Annotated in this window: 13 protein-coding genes; 10 read left to right on the forward strand and 3 right to left on the reverse strand. The window is 62.0% G+C overall.

Annotation, left to right across the window (positions count from 1 at the left end; genetic code table 11):
- Positions 1-105 precede the first annotated feature (105 nt).
- Positions 106-1,596, forward strand: a complete 1,491-nt coding sequence (locus FHX14_RS31725; protein WP_184381038.1) for an MDR family MFS transporter — start codon at positions 106-108, stop codon at positions 1,594-1,596.
- A 12-nt stretch (positions 1,597-1,608) separates the two neighbouring features.
- Here the strand turns inward: FHX14_RS31725 and FHX14_RS31730 are convergent, their stop codons facing one another.
- The gene (locus FHX14_RS31730) at positions 1,609-1,998 is read right to left on the reverse strand and encodes a nuclear transport factor 2 family protein (RefSeq protein WP_184381040.1); all 390 of its coding nucleotides are present in this window, start codon (positions 1,996-1,998) and stop codon (positions 1,609-1,611) included.
- A gap of 120 nt (positions 1,999-2,118) precedes the next feature.
- On the opposite strand from FHX14_RS31730, the gene FHX14_RS31735 reads away from it, so the two are divergent.
- Both FHX14_RS31735 and FHX14_RS31740 read left to right on the forward strand, forming a co-directional pair.
- A complete protein-coding gene (locus tag FHX14_RS31735) occupies positions 2,119-2,580 on the forward strand; it encodes a MarR family transcriptional regulator (RefSeq protein WP_184381052.1) in 462 nt (153 codons plus the stop codon).
- Positions 2,581-2,637: 57 nt separating this feature from the next.
- Positions 2,638-3,018, forward strand: coding sequence for a GFA family protein (locus FHX14_RS31740; protein ID WP_184381042.1), 381 nt, complete (start codon positions 2,638-2,640; stop codon positions 3,016-3,018).
- Positions 3,019-3,067: 49 nt separating this feature from the next.
- On the opposite strand, the gene FHX14_RS31745 is transcribed toward FHX14_RS31740, so the two are convergent.
- The gene (locus tag FHX14_RS31745) at positions 3,068-5,092 is read right to left on the reverse strand and encodes an ABC transporter ATP-binding protein/permease (RefSeq protein ID WP_184381054.1); all 2,025 of its coding nucleotides are present in this window, start codon (positions 5,090-5,092) and stop codon (positions 3,068-3,070) included.
- Positions 5,093-5,582: 490 nt separating this feature from the next.
- Complete coding sequence (locus FHX14_RS31750) at positions 5,583-6,482, reverse strand: GntR family transcriptional regulator (protein ID WP_183693901.1); 900 nt, start codon at positions 6,480-6,482, stop codon at positions 5,583-5,585.
- Positions 6,483-6,772: 290 nt separating this feature from the next.
- Here FHX14_RS31750 and FHX14_RS31755 point away from each other — a divergent pair, with 290 nt between their 5' ends.
- The 7 genes from FHX14_RS31755 to FHX14_RS31785 all read left to right on the forward strand — a co-directional run bounded on the left by FHX14_RS31755 (position 6,773) and on the right by FHX14_RS31785 (position 14,861).
- Positions 6,773-8,275 carry an altronate dehydratase family protein gene (locus tag FHX14_RS31755; RefSeq protein WP_184381044.1) on the forward strand — a complete coding sequence of 501 codons (1,503 nt, stop codon included), beginning with the start codon at positions 6,773-6,775 and terminating at the stop codon, positions 8,273-8,275.
- A 39-nt stretch (positions 8,276-8,314) separates the two neighbouring features.
- The gene (locus FHX14_RS31760) at positions 8,315-9,334 is read left to right on the forward strand and encodes an aldo/keto reductase (RefSeq protein ID WP_184381046.1); all 1,020 of its coding nucleotides are present in this window, start codon (positions 8,315-8,317) and stop codon (positions 9,332-9,334) included.
- Positions 9,335-9,343: 9 nt separating this feature from the next.
- A complete protein-coding gene (locus FHX14_RS31765) occupies positions 9,344-9,790 on the forward strand; it encodes an RbsD/FucU domain-containing protein (protein ID WP_179613691.1) in 447 nt (148 codons plus the stop codon).
- A gap of 208 nt (positions 9,791-9,998) precedes the next feature.
- Positions 9,999-10,988 carry an ABC transporter substrate-binding protein gene (locus tag FHX14_RS31770; RefSeq protein ID WP_003588805.1) on the forward strand — a complete coding sequence of 330 codons (990 nt, stop codon included), beginning with the start codon at positions 9,999-10,001 and terminating at the stop codon, positions 10,986-10,988.
- Between the two features lie 144 nt (positions 10,989-11,132).
- Entirely contained in the window at positions 11,133-12,686 is a 1,554-nt protein-coding gene (locus FHX14_RS31775) for a sugar ABC transporter ATP-binding protein (RefSeq protein ID WP_184381048.1), read from the forward strand.
- Positions 12,687-12,803: 117 nt separating this feature from the next.
- A complete protein-coding gene (locus FHX14_RS31780; protein WP_003588807.1) occupies positions 12,804-13,778 on the forward strand; it encodes an ABC transporter permease in 975 nt (324 codons plus the stop codon).
- A gap of 63 nt (positions 13,779-13,841) precedes the next feature.
- Positions 13,842-14,861 (forward strand): zinc-binding alcohol dehydrogenase family protein, encoded by a 1,020-nt coding sequence (locus tag FHX14_RS31785; RefSeq protein ID WP_184381050.1) that lies wholly within the window; start codon positions 13,842-13,844, stop codon positions 14,859-14,861.
- Positions 14,862-14,997: the final 136 nt, after the last annotated feature.

The following is a 14,997-nucleotide window of genomic DNA, read 5'->3' on the forward strand; positions in this document are numbered from 1 at the left end:
CGGCCGGTTTCCAGGACGTAATAGTACCGCATCCCTCCGCAAGCGGCGATCGCCCGACCCAGCCTGCCATTTTCCGGCGTCCGCGGAGCACCCGAAGAGGTTGTCATGTCGAATGCAGCGCATCGCTCGAACCGCGTGCTTGTCGTCGCGACCATCATGTTCGCAACCTTCATGGTGGCGATCGAGGCGACGATCGTGGCGACCGCGATGCCGCGCATCGTCGGGCAGCTCGGCGGTTTTTCCTATTACAGCTGGGTGTTTTCGGCGTTTCTGCTGGCGCAGTCGACGACGACGGTGATCTACGGCAAGCTTTCCGACATCTTTGGGCGCAAGCCGGTGCTGATCGGCGGCATCCTGATCTTCCTTGTCGGCTCTTTGCTCTGCGGGCTTGCCTGGTCGATGATGTCGCTGGTGCTGTTCCGGCTGCTGCAGGGGCTTGGCGCCGGCGCCATCCAACCGGTGACGATGACGATCATCGGCGATCTGTTCAAGCTCGAGGAGCGCGGCCGCGTGCAGGGCGCGATGGCGACCGTCTGGGCGACGTCGGCCGTCGTCGGGCCGCTTGCCGGCGGCATTATCGTCCACAATATTTCCTGGGCCTGGATCTTCTGGATCAACCTGCCGATCGGCATTCTCTCGATCGTCGCCTTCATGATCTTCCTGAAGGAGGAGGTGGCGCACAAGCAGGCAAAGATCGATTACCTCGGATCGGTGCTGTTTTCGATCTCGATCGTCGCGCTGCTCGTCATGCTGACGGAAACCGATGCGAGCGCCTGGATCCTGCTGTCGCTTTTCGCCGTCTTCATCATTGCGGGCCTTCTCTTCCTCGCCCAGGAGAAGCGGGCGCCGGAGCCGATCATTTCGATCCCGCTCTGGAGCCGCCGGCTGATCGCCACCAGCAATGCGGCAACGCTCTTGGCCGGCATGGCGCTGATCGGGCTTTCCACCATCCTGCCGATCTATGTGCAGGGCGTGCTCGGCCGCTCGCCGATCGTTGCCGGCTTCACGCTGACCATGCTCGTCGTCGGCTGGCCGCTGGCGGTGATGCTTTCCAGCCGCTTCTATAAAGCCTTCGGCATCCGCCGCACATTGCGCGTCGGCAGCCTGCTGTTTCCGTTCGGCGCCTGTTTCCTGCTGTTCCTGACACCGGAAAGTTCGCCGGCGCTTGCCGGCGCCGGCTCCTTCTTCATGGGCTTCGGCATGGGCCTGATCAGCCTCACCAGCATCGTGCTGGTGCAGGACAGCGTCGAATGGTCGATGCGCGGCAGCGCCACCGCCTCGATCATCTTTGCCCGCAGCCTCGGCAATACGCTCGGCGCCACCGTGCTCGGCGCCATCCTCAATGCCGGCATCAATCATTATGCCGGCGGCGAGGCGGCGGCCGGCCTGCACGAGGCGCTGAACCAGCCGACCGGGCTTTCGGCGCTTGCCGCCGATCCGGCGATCCGCGCCGTCTTCAATGCGGCCTTGCACTGGAGCTTCTGGGGCGTGGTGGTCGTCGCGGTGCTGACCTTCTTCACCACCTGGCTGATCCCGGTCGGGCATGGCCGGAAAAGCGAAGGCGCGGCCGTCGCAAGCGAGGCGACCTCGCATTAGGCGGTTCGATGCTCAAGCCCGGGCTGACACGCCATCCCCGATATCGAAGCGAGTAATCTTGTCGCCTTCGATGCGGAAGATATGCGTGACGGTCTTGTCCCGCAGGCCGTGGGTTTGTCCCTGCAGCGGCCGGCCGTCCAAATCGAAGACCGACTGGATCACCTCGACAGCGAGGGCGCCATCTTCGGTTTTTTCGAATGCGACCGGCTCGACATGCGGGCTGATGACGGCCCACTGACCAGTCCAATAATCGCGCACGGCCTCGCGACCATGGATATGGCCGCCCTCCATGCCGTTGGCCCAGGCGACGTCATCGGCAAGGACGGCAAGGACCGCGTCGATGTCTCTCGCATTGAAGCTGGCATAAATGCGCTTGATCATCTCAACATCATTTTGCGGCATATCGCTTCCCCGATGATGATTGAAACATTCGCTGTCGAAACGGCATTGTCGAAGGCCGTTCATGGAGATATATACGTGCATATATATCTTGTGGTCAAGCGGGTGAAGTGGGGGAAGCGGATGGGCGAAGACGTGCTTTCAACACCAGGGCATCTCATCAGTCTTGCGGCGCGGGGCTTTGCTCGGCTGAGCGAGATGCGCCTCAAACCGCTCGGCTTCGGTGTCGGCCAGTTGCCGGTGCTGGTGGCGCTTGGAGATGGCAAGGCAAGCACGCAGCGCGACCTCGCCCGCTTTGCCAGGGTGGAGCAACCGCCGATGGCGCAGATGCTCGCCCGCATGGAGCGGGATGGCTTGATCGAGCGGACGCGCGACCCCGCCGACGGGCGCAGCAGCCACATCGTACTGACGAAGGCGGCACGAGAGGGTATGCCGGCAGCCATTGCGGCCTTGTTCCACGGAAACAGCGAGGCATTGGCCGGGTTTACGGAGGCGGAAGCAGTGCAGCTCGTCGAACTGCTCAGGCGGCTGATCGACAACCTGGATCGGATTGCCGGCGCTGAGGCTTCGGCGGGCGAGCGGTAACAGCCGGATCCTCGGCGCAGGTTTAAAGGCAATATTGGACTTATGAGAGGAACGCTCATGCACAAAGGATCCTGTCTATGTGGCGCTGTAACTTTTGAGATCGAAGGCGATCTGCAAGCGCCGGACGCATGCCACTGCTCCAAATGCCGAAAACAATCCGGACACTTTTTCGCTTCAACCGACGTGCCTCGACGTCAGATCACGATCCGTGGAGGCGAAAGCGTCACCTGGTATCAATCCTCGGAAAAGGTGAGGCGTGGATTTTGCGCGGTATGTGGATCATCGCTGTTTTGGGATCCGCCGCATCGAGACTGGATTGCTGTCGCGATGGGTGCATTTGACAGCCCGACCGAAACCAAACTGAAAATGCATATCTTTGTCGCCGATAAAGGCGACTATTACGATATCACCGACAACTTGCCCCAGAATGAGCAATAGAAAACGCTGGCCCACCGGGCACCGCGACCAAGCGAAGGTCAGTTTCTATTCAGGGGCTGCGCGTCTTGTTCAAGGCCGTGCCGGCCTTTCGCGGCGAGCGGCGGTTCTCCAAAACGCGTGACAGCAAGGTCCGTTTTCTCTTGCGCTTGATCAGGTCGATATCGCTGACGAGCTTTGCGCCGCCCTCGCGCCGCTCCAGGGTGATCTTGCGACTATGGAAGACCTCGAGCTCGGCGCGATGGGCGACGCTGATGATGGTCACCTCGGGCAATTCCTGGATCACCATCTGCATCATCCGGTCCTGGCTCTTTTCATCGAGTGCCGAGGTTGCTTCATCGAGCACGATAATATCCGGCGTATGCAGCAGCAGGCGCGCAAAGGCGAGCCGCTGCTTTTCGCCGCCCGACAGGGTCTGGTCCCATGGCGCGTCTTCTTCGATCTTGTCGTTCAGGTAAGCCAGTCCGACCTTGTCGAGAGCCGCCTTGATCTCATCCGAGGTCCAGCTGTCGGCAGCGCCGGGATAGGCGACGGCGCGGCGCAGCGTCCCGGAGGGAATGTAGGGTCGTTGCGGCAGCATGAACAAGCGCCGGTCGGCGTGGAAATTGACGCTGCCGTCACCCCAGGGCCAAAGACCGGCGATCGCCCGCACCAGCGTGCTCTTGCCCGAGCCGGATTCTCCGGAGACGAGCACCCGCTCGCCGGGTTCGATCGCCACCTGGGTTTCCGTGACCACGGCGGTGCCGTCGTCGAGCGATACCGAGAGGTCGTTCAGGCTCAGCATCGCCTCGCCTTCCGTCTCGCCGCGCTTGATGCGGCCGAGCGCGTCACTCTGTTCGGCCCGCTCCAGCCCGTCGAGCGACATCATCAGCGACGCGATACGTCGTGCGCAGGCGTTCCAATCGGCAAGGCGGGGATAGTTGTCGACCAGCCATCCGAACGCACCCTGGACGATGGCGAAGGCTGAGGCTGCCTGCATGACCTGGCCGAGCGTCATGCTGCCTTCGAGAAATTTTGGAGCGCAGAGCAGGACCGGCACGACCGGGGCAATCAGCATGGATCCATGCGACACCAGCGTCGTGCGCATGTGCTGGCGGGCCAGCAGCGCCCATTGCCCGAGCACATTGGTGAAGGTCTTGTGGAGGTCGTTGCGCTCCTCCTCTTCGCCGCCGAGCAAGGCGATGCTCTCGCCGTTTTCCCGCACATGCGTCAGCGTGTAGCGAAATTCGGCTTCGGTTTGATTTTTGGCCTCGGAGACCTGGACGAAACGGCGACCGATGAACGCCATCGAACTGGAGGTGATCGCGGCATAGAGAACCGCGGTGACGACGAGAAAGCCGGGAATGGTGACGGTGAAACCGGCGATCGGCAGCGTCAACGCCCCGCCGATCGTCCAGAGCACGACGATGAAGGTCGAGGCGGCCAGGAATGCGGAAATGACCCCGGCAATGAAATCGACGGGGGCTTCGGTGGCAATCCGCAAATCTTCCGAAATACGCGCCTCGGGGTTCTTGTGGTCGCCGCCGATCAGGTTCAGTTGATAATAACGGCCGTTTGCCAGCCAGCGCCCGATGACCGCGGTCGTCAGCCAGGAACGCCAGCGGCGCTGGATCATCATGCGAAGCGCCACCTGGGTGGTGACAACAGCGACGGTGCCGAGCACCAGCGGCACGAAGACGGCGCTCAGGAAATAGACGGTGCCGGCATCGTGTCGCTCGATGGCGTCGAAAATCCCCCGGTTCCACAGATTGATTCCATATTGGAAGCCGACATTGATGCCGATCAGGGCCAACAGACCGATTGTGCAAGGCCAGGCGAACTTGTCGCCGCCGCGGCCCCAGTAATGGCGCGCGCTGATCCAGAACCGCTTGAGCAGATACTTCTTGCGCGCCTGCTCGGCCTCCTCGGGCGTGAGTTCCGGACCGGGTTCAATTACATCCGGCGGGGGGACTTCTGGCGGTGGGACATCTGGCGGCGGCACGGCCTCGGCAGTCGATGGCTTCTCCTCAGCCGCCGTCTCGGAACCCTGCGGTTCGGTATCGTCGACCGATTTCGGTTTAGGTTTTGCGCCGCTCATAAGCACGATAACGGCTTATTGATCAGAAGGTTTCATGATGCCCGACGTTTAGCGTTGTGCCGTGTGGCCCCCTCATCCGGCCCTGCGGGCCACCTTCTCCCCGGTGGGCTATTAGATTCACACATCGGATAAGATCCAATAATTTCAATAGCTTGCATCTGGACGAAAAGATTAGCCGACTATCTTCTTTTGACTCGGAAAACGGGCTCAATACTTCAAAATCAACCGTTATTGGTTGAATAAGACTCCGATACATGAGCTTCATTCGGTGCCGAATTGAGATGTGTGCATCTGATAGCCCCGGTGGGGAGAAGAGGGAGATTGCCGCTGCGCCATCGACCTTGTTGGACGAAGTGCCTGTGAGAAGAAGGAATGCGTTTGGCTATTGTCGGCGCGCCTTGCTCCCTCTTCTCCCCTCGGGGAGAAGGTGGCCCGAAGGGTCGGATGAGGGGGCTGCACGGCAGGCCATTTCGTCACCCTTCGCTTACGCTCAGCTGCTCTCGGTCGCCATCTGGGGCAGGGATTGCAGCAGGGTCTGGCGGGCGGAGCGCAGGTGGATGCGGCAGGCTTTCTCGATTGCGGCCTGGTCGCCGGATTCAAGCGCTGCGATGTAATCCAGATGCTCGTGGATGGCGCGTTCGTTGCGTTCGCGGGCGGCGGTCTTGTTCCACTGGTAATGATAGTGGAAGACGATGGCGATGGCGTCGTAGAAATCGGCGATGAAGCGGTTCTTCGAAGCGCGGTGGATCAGCAGGTGGAAGCGTTCGTCGAGGACGGAGAAATCCTTGAAGCGCTGGTTGATGTCGGCAAGCATGGCGTGATGTTCGTCGCGGATGGCGGCAAGATCGATCCAGGCCTGGCTGTCCCTGGCAAGCCGGCCGAATTCGGCGGCGGAATGAAGCTCGAACATCTCGCGCACATCGGCCAGTTCGAGGGCGAATTCGCGGGTAAAGCCTTTCAGCGTCCAGTGGCTGTTCGGCCGTTTCTCGATGAGACCGAAGCGGGAGAAGCGGATCAGGAACTCGCGCACGCTTGTTGTGCCGGTGCCGATCTCGCGGGCAAGCTCCAGCTCGTTGATCTGCATGCCGGGGGCCGCATCATCGGCAAGGATGCGCTGCATGAAGCTGCGCTCGATGATGTCGTGCAGGGAGTCGGTTTCTTCGGAGGGAAAGAGGTCGCGGTCTGTGGGTTGACGCAGCACGATCTTCTGGCGCTTGTTCCAGCGGATGATGCCCTCCTCGCTGAGGCGGGTCAGGATGGCGCGCGCGGTGGAGCGGCTGACGCCGAGCTGGGCGGCGATCTCCGGCTCGGAGGGCAGTGCGGTATCCGTGCGCAGGGCCACGGCATACCTGTTGTAGGCTTCCTTGAAGACCGTATTCTGCCTTGCCACCAGACCCCCGCTTTCCGCCCTCGTGTCCACCGCCTCTGCAAAGCAGGGGCGAACAGACCGGGGCTTGTTCAAACGACCTTTTAGCTTATTTCCGGTCGCCTGCGGCTCATTGCCTCCCTCGTCCACAGGATCGATATTCCCGTTGACTTGAAAATGTTTATTGTAGATAAAAAACAAAATCAATGCGCATTCGCCGATGCAGCGAGTGTTTCCTGAATTCAAGAGTTGGAGCATGATGTCGTCCGAAAACCGCTCAGATTTTTCGGTGTCATGCTCTGGGGAGAAGAGACTTGGACAAACTGCCTTGGATCATCCTGTCGGCTGGTGACAATGTCGCGGTCGCAACGGCGGCCATCGCGCCGGGTTCGACGGTTGCCGGCATCGAAACCCGTGAAAAAATCGACCCCGGCCACAAGGTGGCGATTTCAGATATTCCGCTCGGCGCAGCCGTAGTGAAATACGGACAGGCGATCGGCCGCACGACGGCAGACGTCAAGGCCGGCGACCACGTGCATAGCCACAACCTGCATTTCGAAAACGACCGGCTGGCGGCGACCGCCAATTCGGCGCCGGAGACAGCGACTGGCGAAGACAAAGCGCGCACCTTCATGGGTTATCGCCGCGCCGACGGGCGGGCGGCGACCCGCAACTATATCGGCATCATCGCCAGCGTGAACTGTTCCACCACGGTCTGCCGGGCAATCGCCGACGAGGCCAACCGGACGATCCTGCCGCATTATGACGGCATCGATGGTTTCGTGCCGATCGTGCACGACCAGGGCTGCGGCATGAGCTCGACCGGCGACGGTATGAACGTGCTGCACCGCACACTTGCCGGCTATACCAGGCATGTCAATTTCGGCGGCGTGCTGATGATCGGCCTCGGCTGCGAGGTCAACCAGCTGACGCTTTACGGCCAGAGTGGCGCGGGCGCCTCGAAGCGGCATTTCAACATCCAGGATGCCGGCGGGTCGCGCCGCGCCGTCGAGCGGGCCATGGGCATGCTGCGCGAAATCGCCGCCGATGTCGGCAAGGAAAAACGCGTGCCGATGTCGATCGGCGAGATCATCATCGGCCTGCAATGCGGCGGCTCGGACGGCTTTTCCGGCATCACCGCCAATCCGGCGCTGGGGGTCGCGGCCGATCTGCTGGCAGCCGCCGGCGGCACGGCGATCCTGTCGGAAACCTCGGAAATCTATGGCGCCGAACATCTGCTGCGCAGCCGCGCCGTCAGCGACGATGTGGCCAGGAAACTCGACGAGAAAATCGCCTGGTGGGAGGATTATGTCGCCCTGCACGGCGCCTCGCTCGACAACAATCCCTCGCCCGGCAACAAACGCGGCGGGCTGACCACCATCCTGGAAAAATCGCTCGGCGCGGTCGCCAAGGGCGGGCGCTCGCCGCTGACGGCTGTCTACGGTTACGCCGAGCGGGTCACCGCCCCCGGCCTCGTCTTCATGGACACGCCAGGCTACGACCCGGTCTCGGCGACCGGCCAGGTGGCCGGCGGAGCGAACATGATCGCCTTCACCACCGGCCGCGGCAGCTGCTTCGGCTGCCGGCCGGCGCCGTCGCTGAAGCTTTCCAGCAATTCGGCGCTCTATGCCTCGATGGAAGAGGACATGGACATCGATTGCGGCACCATCGCTACCGGCGATGCGACGATCAGCGGCAAGGGCCGCGAGATCTTCGAGCTCATCGTCGACACGGCCTCCGGCAAGAAGACCAAGAGCGAACTCTTCGGCTACGGCGACAATGAATTCGTGCCCTGGCATCTCGGCGCAACGCTCTGATCTGAAATAGAAAATCCCAAGGCTTGACGAGGAAGCATGATGAAGACGAGACGCATCGGCAAGACCAAGCTCGAGGTGACCGAAATCAGCTTCGGCGCGGCAGCGCTCGGCGGCCTCTACCGCGCCTGCCCGCGCGAGGTAGCGATGGACACGCTGCAGGCAGCCTGGGACAGCGGCATCCGCTATTTCGACGTGGCGCCCTGGTACGGGCTGGGCCTCGCCGAACGCCGCGTCGGCGATTTCCTGCGCGACCAGCCGGATGGTTCCTACGTGCTGTCGACCAAGGTCGGCCGGCTGCTCAGGCCGGTGCCGACCGGAACCGTGCCCGACTACAGCTATGTCGATCCGCTCTCTTTCGATGCCGATTACGACTATTCCTATGACGGCATCATGCGCTCGGTCGAGTTCAGCTATGCGCGCCTCGGCCTCAACCGCATCGACATTCTCTACGTCCACGATATCGGCGTCTATACGCATGGCGCGGCGAAGAATGCCGTCTACCAGAAGCAGCTGCTCGATTCCGGCATCAAGGCGCTGGAAGAACTGAAATCCTCGGGCGCCATCTCCGCCTTCGGCCTCGGCGTCAACGAGGTGCCCGTCTGCCTCGACGTCATGCGCAACGCCGATCTCGACTGCATCCTGATGGCCGGCCGCTACACGCTGCTCGACCGCTCGGCAGTCGCCGAACTTCTGCCGCTCTGCCTGAAGAAGGGCACGTCGCTGGTCGTCGGCGGCGTCTTCAACTCAGGCATTCTCGCCACCGGCCCGGTGCCCGGTTCACATTTCGATTATATGCCGGCCGATGACGAGGTGCTTGCCAAGGTCGGCGCCATGGAGGCGATCGCCAAGCGCCACGGCGTGCCGCTCGCCGCACCGGCCCTGCAGTTTCCGCTGCGCGAACCGGTCGTCGCATCGGTGCTGATCGGCACGGCCAAACCGTCGAGCCTGATGCGCAATATGGAAATCGTCGAGCCACGGCTTGCCGACGAGATCTATGCCGAATTCGAACCCTATACGCTGGTTGCGCCGCCGCTCGGCGCCGAAGCTGTCCGAGTCTGAGGAGACACTATGCTGAAGGGTATTCATCCGCTGCTCGGCCCCGACCTGCTCCACGCATTGAAGACGATGGGGCATGGCGACGACATCGTCATATCGGACGCCAATTTCCCCTCGGGCTCGATGGGCCCGCCGGTCATTCGCGCCGACGGCGTCAGCGCCACCGCGATGGCCGAAGCGATCCTCGCCCATATGCCGCTCGACACCTTCGTGCCGGAAGCGGCCTGGCGGATGGAGGTGGTCGGCGACCCGCAAGCCATGCCGGAGGTCTGCGCCGAGTTCCAACAGATCGTTGCCAGGCGCGCCGGTAATTTTCCGATCGTGCCGGTCGAACGCTTCGCCTTCTACGCGATGGCCCGCAAGGCTGCCTATATCGTCGCGACGACGGAATTCCGGCTCTACGGCAATCTGATTTTGAAAAAGGGCGTCGTGCATCCGCACGAGGTCGATCTCGGCTGATACCTATTTTAGGTTATCGTTGTATTGAAATGAAATCAGTTGCTTGGCAGGAGTTTACCAAAGCAAAAAAGCCGGATCGGCGCTCTTGCAATTTGACTGCGCCTCAGCTAGCTTCTGCCTGCAAATGTTTTTTATCGATAAAAATCGTCCGCCTGCGTTCAGCGGCCGATTTATTCGGAGGAGAACGCATCTTGAGAGGAGAACCCTTATGACCATCGTGAAATCCCTTCTGTCGCGCCGCGCCTTTACCGCGCTTGCCGGCGCTGCCGTTATCGCCACCGCGATGCCGGTCACGTCCTTTGCCGCCGACGTGACGATCCCGATCATCGTCAAGGACACAACGTCCTTCTACTGGCAGATCGTTCTGGCCGGCGCCCGCAAGGCAGGCCAGGATCTCGGCGTCAAGGTACCGGAACTCGGCGCCCAGGCAGAGTCCGACGTCAACGGCCAGATCAGCATTCTGGAAAATGCCGTTGCCGGCAAGCCGGCCGCCGTCGTCATCTCGCCGACCGAATTCAAGGCGCTCGGCAAGCCGATCGATGAAGCTGCCAAGTCGGTTCCGATCATCGGCATAGACTCAGGCGCCGACTCCAAAGCCTTCAAGTCGTTCCTGACGACCGACAACGTCCAGGGCGGCCGTATCGCCGCCGACGGTCTTGCCGCCGCCATCAAGGAGATGACCGGCAAGGAAGAGGGTGAAATCGTCATCCTCACCAACCTTCCCGGCGTCGGCTCGCTGGAACAGCGTCGCGAAGGCTTCCTCGATCAGATCAAGACCAAGCATCCGGGCCTGAAAGTCATTGCCGACAAGTACGGCGACGGCCAGGCGACGACCGGCCTCAACATGATGACCGACCTGATTACGGCCAACCCGAAGCTCGTCGGCGTCTTCGCCTCGAACCTGATCCTGGCGCAGGGTGTTGGTCAGGCGATCGCCGAAAACAAGCTCGGCGACAAGATCAAGGTCATCGGCTTCGACAGCGACGACAAGACGGTCGGCTTCCTCAAGGAAGGCTCGATTGCCGGCCTGGTCGTTCAGGACCCCTACCGCATGGGTTATGACGGCATCAAGACCGCGCTTGCCGTCTCCAAGGGCGAGAAGGTTGAAGCCAATGTCGACACCGGTGCCAACCTCGTCACCAAGGCGAATATGGCCGATCCGAAGATCGACGCGCTGCTGAACCCGAAGATCAAGTAAGCAAGACAGCAAGGCCGCGCCGGCTTCAAAAACCGGCGCGGCTTTTTCCATCCATGTTATGGTAACCCGGGGCCATGTTATGGTTACCAGCGGCCATGCTTACCAGGGGATGGAGAGCAGACGTGACACAAGGAGGAGAGGTCCATGATCGGACTGGAAGAGGTCAGTCATCGCCATGATGACAGCGCCACGCTGAAAGAAGCCAATCGCATTCCCGCCGGATCGCCTATCCTCGAACTCAAGGGCCTGCAGAAGAATTACGGTCATGTGCAGGCGCTGAAACCGGCGACGCTGACCTTTCTCGCCGGTGAAATCCATGCCATCGTCGGCGAAAACGGCGCCGGCAAATCCACCCTGATCAAATTGCTGACCGGCGTCATTACCCGCACGGCCGGCGAAGTGCTGTGGTGCGGCCAGCCTGTCGGCTTGTCGACGCCAAACGAGGCAATCGCCCGCGGCATCAACGCCGTTCACCAGGAAGTCGTGCTCTGCCGGCATCTGACGGTCGCTGCCAATCTCTTCCTCGGGGACGAGGTCAACCGCTACGGCCTGATGCGCAAGAAGCAGATGGAGAAGCTGGCGCAGGCCGTGCTCGACGATCTCGGCTTCGGCCTGCCGGCCGGCGCGCTGCTCAGCTCGCTGACGATCGGCCAGCAGCAGCTGGTGGCAACGGCGCGCGCGGCCATGCGCGGCACCCAGTTCCTGATCTTCGACGAACCTACAGCCTATCTGACGCGCCAGGAATCCGCGCAGCTGTTCAAGCTGATCCGCCGCCTGCAGGGCGAAGGCGTCACCATCGTCTACATCAGCCATCGCATGGAGGAAGTCTTCGAGCTTGCCGACCGTGTCTCGGTGCTGCGCGACGGCACCCATGTCGGCACGCGGCTGATCGGCGAGACCAACGATGCCGAGCTGATCGCGCTGATGATCAACCGCTCGATCGAGCAGATCTATCACAAGGAAGAGATCGCCATCGGCGAGACGATCGTCGAGGTCCGCGGGCTTTCCGGCCCGGGCTTCGAAGACGTGTCGCTCAGCGTCAAGGCCGGGCAGATCGTCGGGCTCTATGGTCTGATCGGCGCCGGGCGCAGCGAATTCGCGCTCGGGCTCTATGGCCGCCAGCCGACGACAGCCGGGGATATCGAGTGGATGGGCAAACGTGTCGACATCCGCAACGAGCGCACGGCGATGGAGCTCGGCATTGCGCTGGCACCGGAAAGCCGGCGCGACCAGGGGCTTTGCCTCAACCTGCCGATCGGCCTCAACATCAACCTGCCGGTGTTCGGGCGCCTCAGCCACGGGCCGGTCATCAACCACACGCGGGAATCGGCCAATGCCGACAAGCAGATCCGCGATCTCAGCATCAAGACGCCAAGCCGGCGTGTTCCGGCCTCCAGCATGTCGGGCGGCAACCAGCAGAAGATCGTCATCGGCAAGTGGCTGAGCCACGGCGCCCGGCTGTTCATCTTCGACGAACCCACAGTCGGCGTCGACGTCGGCACCAAGGCGGAAATCTACCGGCTGTTCGCCAAGCTTCTGAAGGAGGGCGCGGGCATCATCCTGATCTCCTCTTACCTGCCTGAAGTTTATGAACTGGCCGACCGGCTGCATGTCTTCCGCGGCGGCAAAATCGTCGCGAGCCATGATTACCACGCGGCAACGCATGAAGAAGTGCTCAGCGAAGCGATCGGCGTCTGAGCATAAGCAATTCCAGCAGACCGCGTATCGCTTTGCTGGAAAATTGCTTGAAAACAAAGAGATAGAGTATTTCCGTGGCTTGAAGAAAGCGGAAATGCTCTAAGAGGGAGAAAATTCATGACTGCCACCCCTACCGAAATCGTCGCCCCGCCGCCGCGCCGGAAAATGAACATCCTGTTCGGCCTGACGCTGATCGGGCTTCTGATCTTCCTCTGGATCGTGCTCGGCCTGGTTACCCCGAGCTTCTGGACGCCGCTCAACATCTCGAACCTGCTGCGCCAGGGGGCGATGACGGCGATCCTGGCTCTCGGCCAGACCTTCGTTATCATCACCGCCGGCATCGACCTTTCGGTCGGCGCCATCGTCGGCTTCTGTACCGTCATCATCGCCTGGCTGCTGCAGGCGGGCGTGCCGGTCTGGGGTGCGATCGTGCTGACACTCGCCATCGGCGTGGCGATCGGCGCCTTCCATGGCTTCGGCATCGTCCATATGGGCCTGCCGCCGTTCATCATCACGCTGGCGACGCTGACGTCGCTGCGCGGCATCGGCCTGTTGATCACCAATGGCTCGACGATCAACATCACCAATGAGAATTTCAGCAATTTCGCCCGCGCCGATCTGCTCAGCATTCCGAGCTTGTTCTGGATGGTCATCCTGGTGGCCGTGCCATCCTTCATCTTCCTGCATCTGAGCCGCTGGGGCCGCTATCTCTTCGCGGTCGGCTCGAATGCGGAAGCTGCCCGCCTCTCCGGCGTCAACGTCAAGGGCATGATCTACCTCGCCTATATCCTCTCGGCTTCGTTTGCCGCCTTCGTCGGCGTGCTGCTTGCCTCACGCATCGCGATCGGCAATGCGACGCAGGCCGACGGCTGGGAATTGCAGGCGATCGCCTCCTCCGTCATCGGCGGTACCAGCCTGTTCGGCGCGGTCGGCTCGGTACATGGCCCGCTGATCGGCGCCTTCATCCTCGCCACCATCAACAACGGCGCCAACCTTCTGAACGTCAACTCCTTCTGGCAGCGCATCATCACCGGACTGCTGATCATCGTGATCGTCTTCTTCGACCAGCTGCGCCGCCGCAAGAGCAATTGAGCGACACCAGAGAGCCGGCCCGAAAGGCCGGCCTCTTCAATTTCCAGGAATGCGAGACCCGTCATGAAAGCAGCTGTTTGCCGGGAGCCCGGCGTGCTCGAGATCGTCGAGCGGCCATCGCCTGAGGCACCGGCGCCCGGCTGGGTGCGGCTTGCCGTCAGCCATGTCGGCATCTGCGGCACGGATTATCATATCTTCGAGGGCAAGCACCCTTTCCTCGAATATCCCCGGGTGATGGGGCATGAGATATCGGCGACGGTGCTGGAAGCCGGCGACGGCGTGGCCATGGCTGTGGGAACACCGGTCATCGTCAATCCCTATCTCTCCTGCGGCCAATGCGTCGCCTGCATCAAGGGCAAGCCGAACTGCTGCACCAATATCAAGGTGCTCGGTGTGCATACGGACGGCTCCTTCTGCGAGGAGATCTCGGTTCCCGCAAGCAACCTCTATGCCGCCGAGGGGCTGAGCCTCGAGGCTGCGGCCACCGCTGAGTTTCTGGCGATCGGCGCCCATGCGGTGCGCCGTTCGATGACGGGTTCCGGCGCACGCTCGCTCGTCATCGGCGCCGGACCGATCGGGCTCGGGGCGGCGATCTTTTCGCGCATTGCAGGGCATGAGGTGACCCTGCTCGATACCAGCGCTGAGCGGCTGCAAATGGCGGCCGAGCGCTTCGGCTTTGCCTCCGGCATCGTCGCCGATGAAGGCACTGCGGATGCCGTGCGGGAAAAAACCAATGGCGACGGTTTCGACGTGGTGTTCGACGCGACGGGCTACGGCCCGTCGATGGAAAAGGCCTTCTCCTTCGTCGCCCATGGCGGCGCACTGGTGCTGGTCAGCGTCGTCAAGGACGATATCCGCTTCTCCGACCCGGAATTCCACAAACGCGAGATGATGGTGATCGGCAGCCGCAACGCCACCCGCGTCGATTTCGAGCATGTGGTCGCTTCGATCGCCAAGGGGCTGGTGCCGGTGGACAAGCTGATTACCCACCGCACGGTGCTGGCCGATACGCCGCAAGATCTCTCGCGCTGGGCGCATGAGAAGAGCGGGCTGATCAAGGCGGTGATCCGGGTTGGGGGTTAGGGTAAGACGGTAGCACGCACGTGGTGTGCGCGGCGTGGATACTCGGGTCAAGCCCCATAGGCGCTAACTTAGCTGCCGATGTGCGATGGCGCGTCGCCTTCGTGGTGGTTCTCGCAGTCGATGTAGCAGCTGGCCG

The sequence above is a fragment of the Rhizobium sp. BK619 genome, assembly GCF_014195245.1.
GTDB classification, from domain to species: Bacteria; Pseudomonadota; Alphaproteobacteria; order Rhizobiales; family Rhizobiaceae; genus Rhizobium; species Rhizobium acidisoli.

Excerpts from the sequence above, each read along its gene's own strand:
- FHX14_RS31760 (WP_184381046.1), top strand. The coding sequence starts at position 8,315 with ATGAAGACGAGACGCATCGGCAAGACCAAGCTCGAGGTGACCGAAATC.
- FHX14_RS31765 (WP_179613691.1), top strand. The coding sequence starts at position 9,344 with ATGCTGAAGGGTATTCATCCGCTGCTCGGCCCCGACCTGCTCCACGCA.
- FHX14_RS31730 (WP_184381040.1), bottom strand. The coding sequence starts at position 1,998 with ATGCCGCAAAATGATGTTGAGATGATCAAGCGCATTTATGCCAGCTTC.
- FHX14_RS31785 (WP_184381050.1), top strand. The coding sequence starts at position 13,842 with ATGAAAGCAGCTGTTTGCCGGGAGCCCGGCGTGCTCGAGATCGTCGAG.
- FHX14_RS31745 (WP_184381054.1), bottom strand. The coding sequence starts at position 5,092 with ATGAGCGGCGCAAAACCTAAACCGAAATCGGTCGACGATACCGAACCG.
- FHX14_RS31775 (WP_184381048.1), top strand. The coding sequence starts at position 11,133 with ATGATCGGACTGGAAGAGGTCAGTCATCGCCATGATGACAGCGCCACG.
- FHX14_RS31780 (WP_003588807.1), top strand. The coding sequence starts at position 12,804 with ATGACTGCCACCCCTACCGAAATCGTCGCCCCGCCGCCGCGCCGGAAA.
- FHX14_RS31770 (WP_003588805.1), top strand. The coding sequence starts at position 9,999 with ATGACCATCGTGAAATCCCTTCTGTCGCGCCGCGCCTTTACCGCGCTT.
- FHX14_RS31735 (WP_184381052.1), top strand. The coding sequence starts at position 2,119 with ATGGGCGAAGACGTGCTTTCAACACCAGGGCATCTCATCAGTCTTGCG.
- FHX14_RS31725 (WP_184381038.1), top strand. The coding sequence starts at position 106 with ATGTCGAATGCAGCGCATCGCTCGAACCGCGTGCTTGTCGTCGCGACC.
- FHX14_RS31740 (WP_184381042.1), top strand. The coding sequence starts at position 2,638 with ATGCACAAAGGATCCTGTCTATGTGGCGCTGTAACTTTTGAGATCGAA.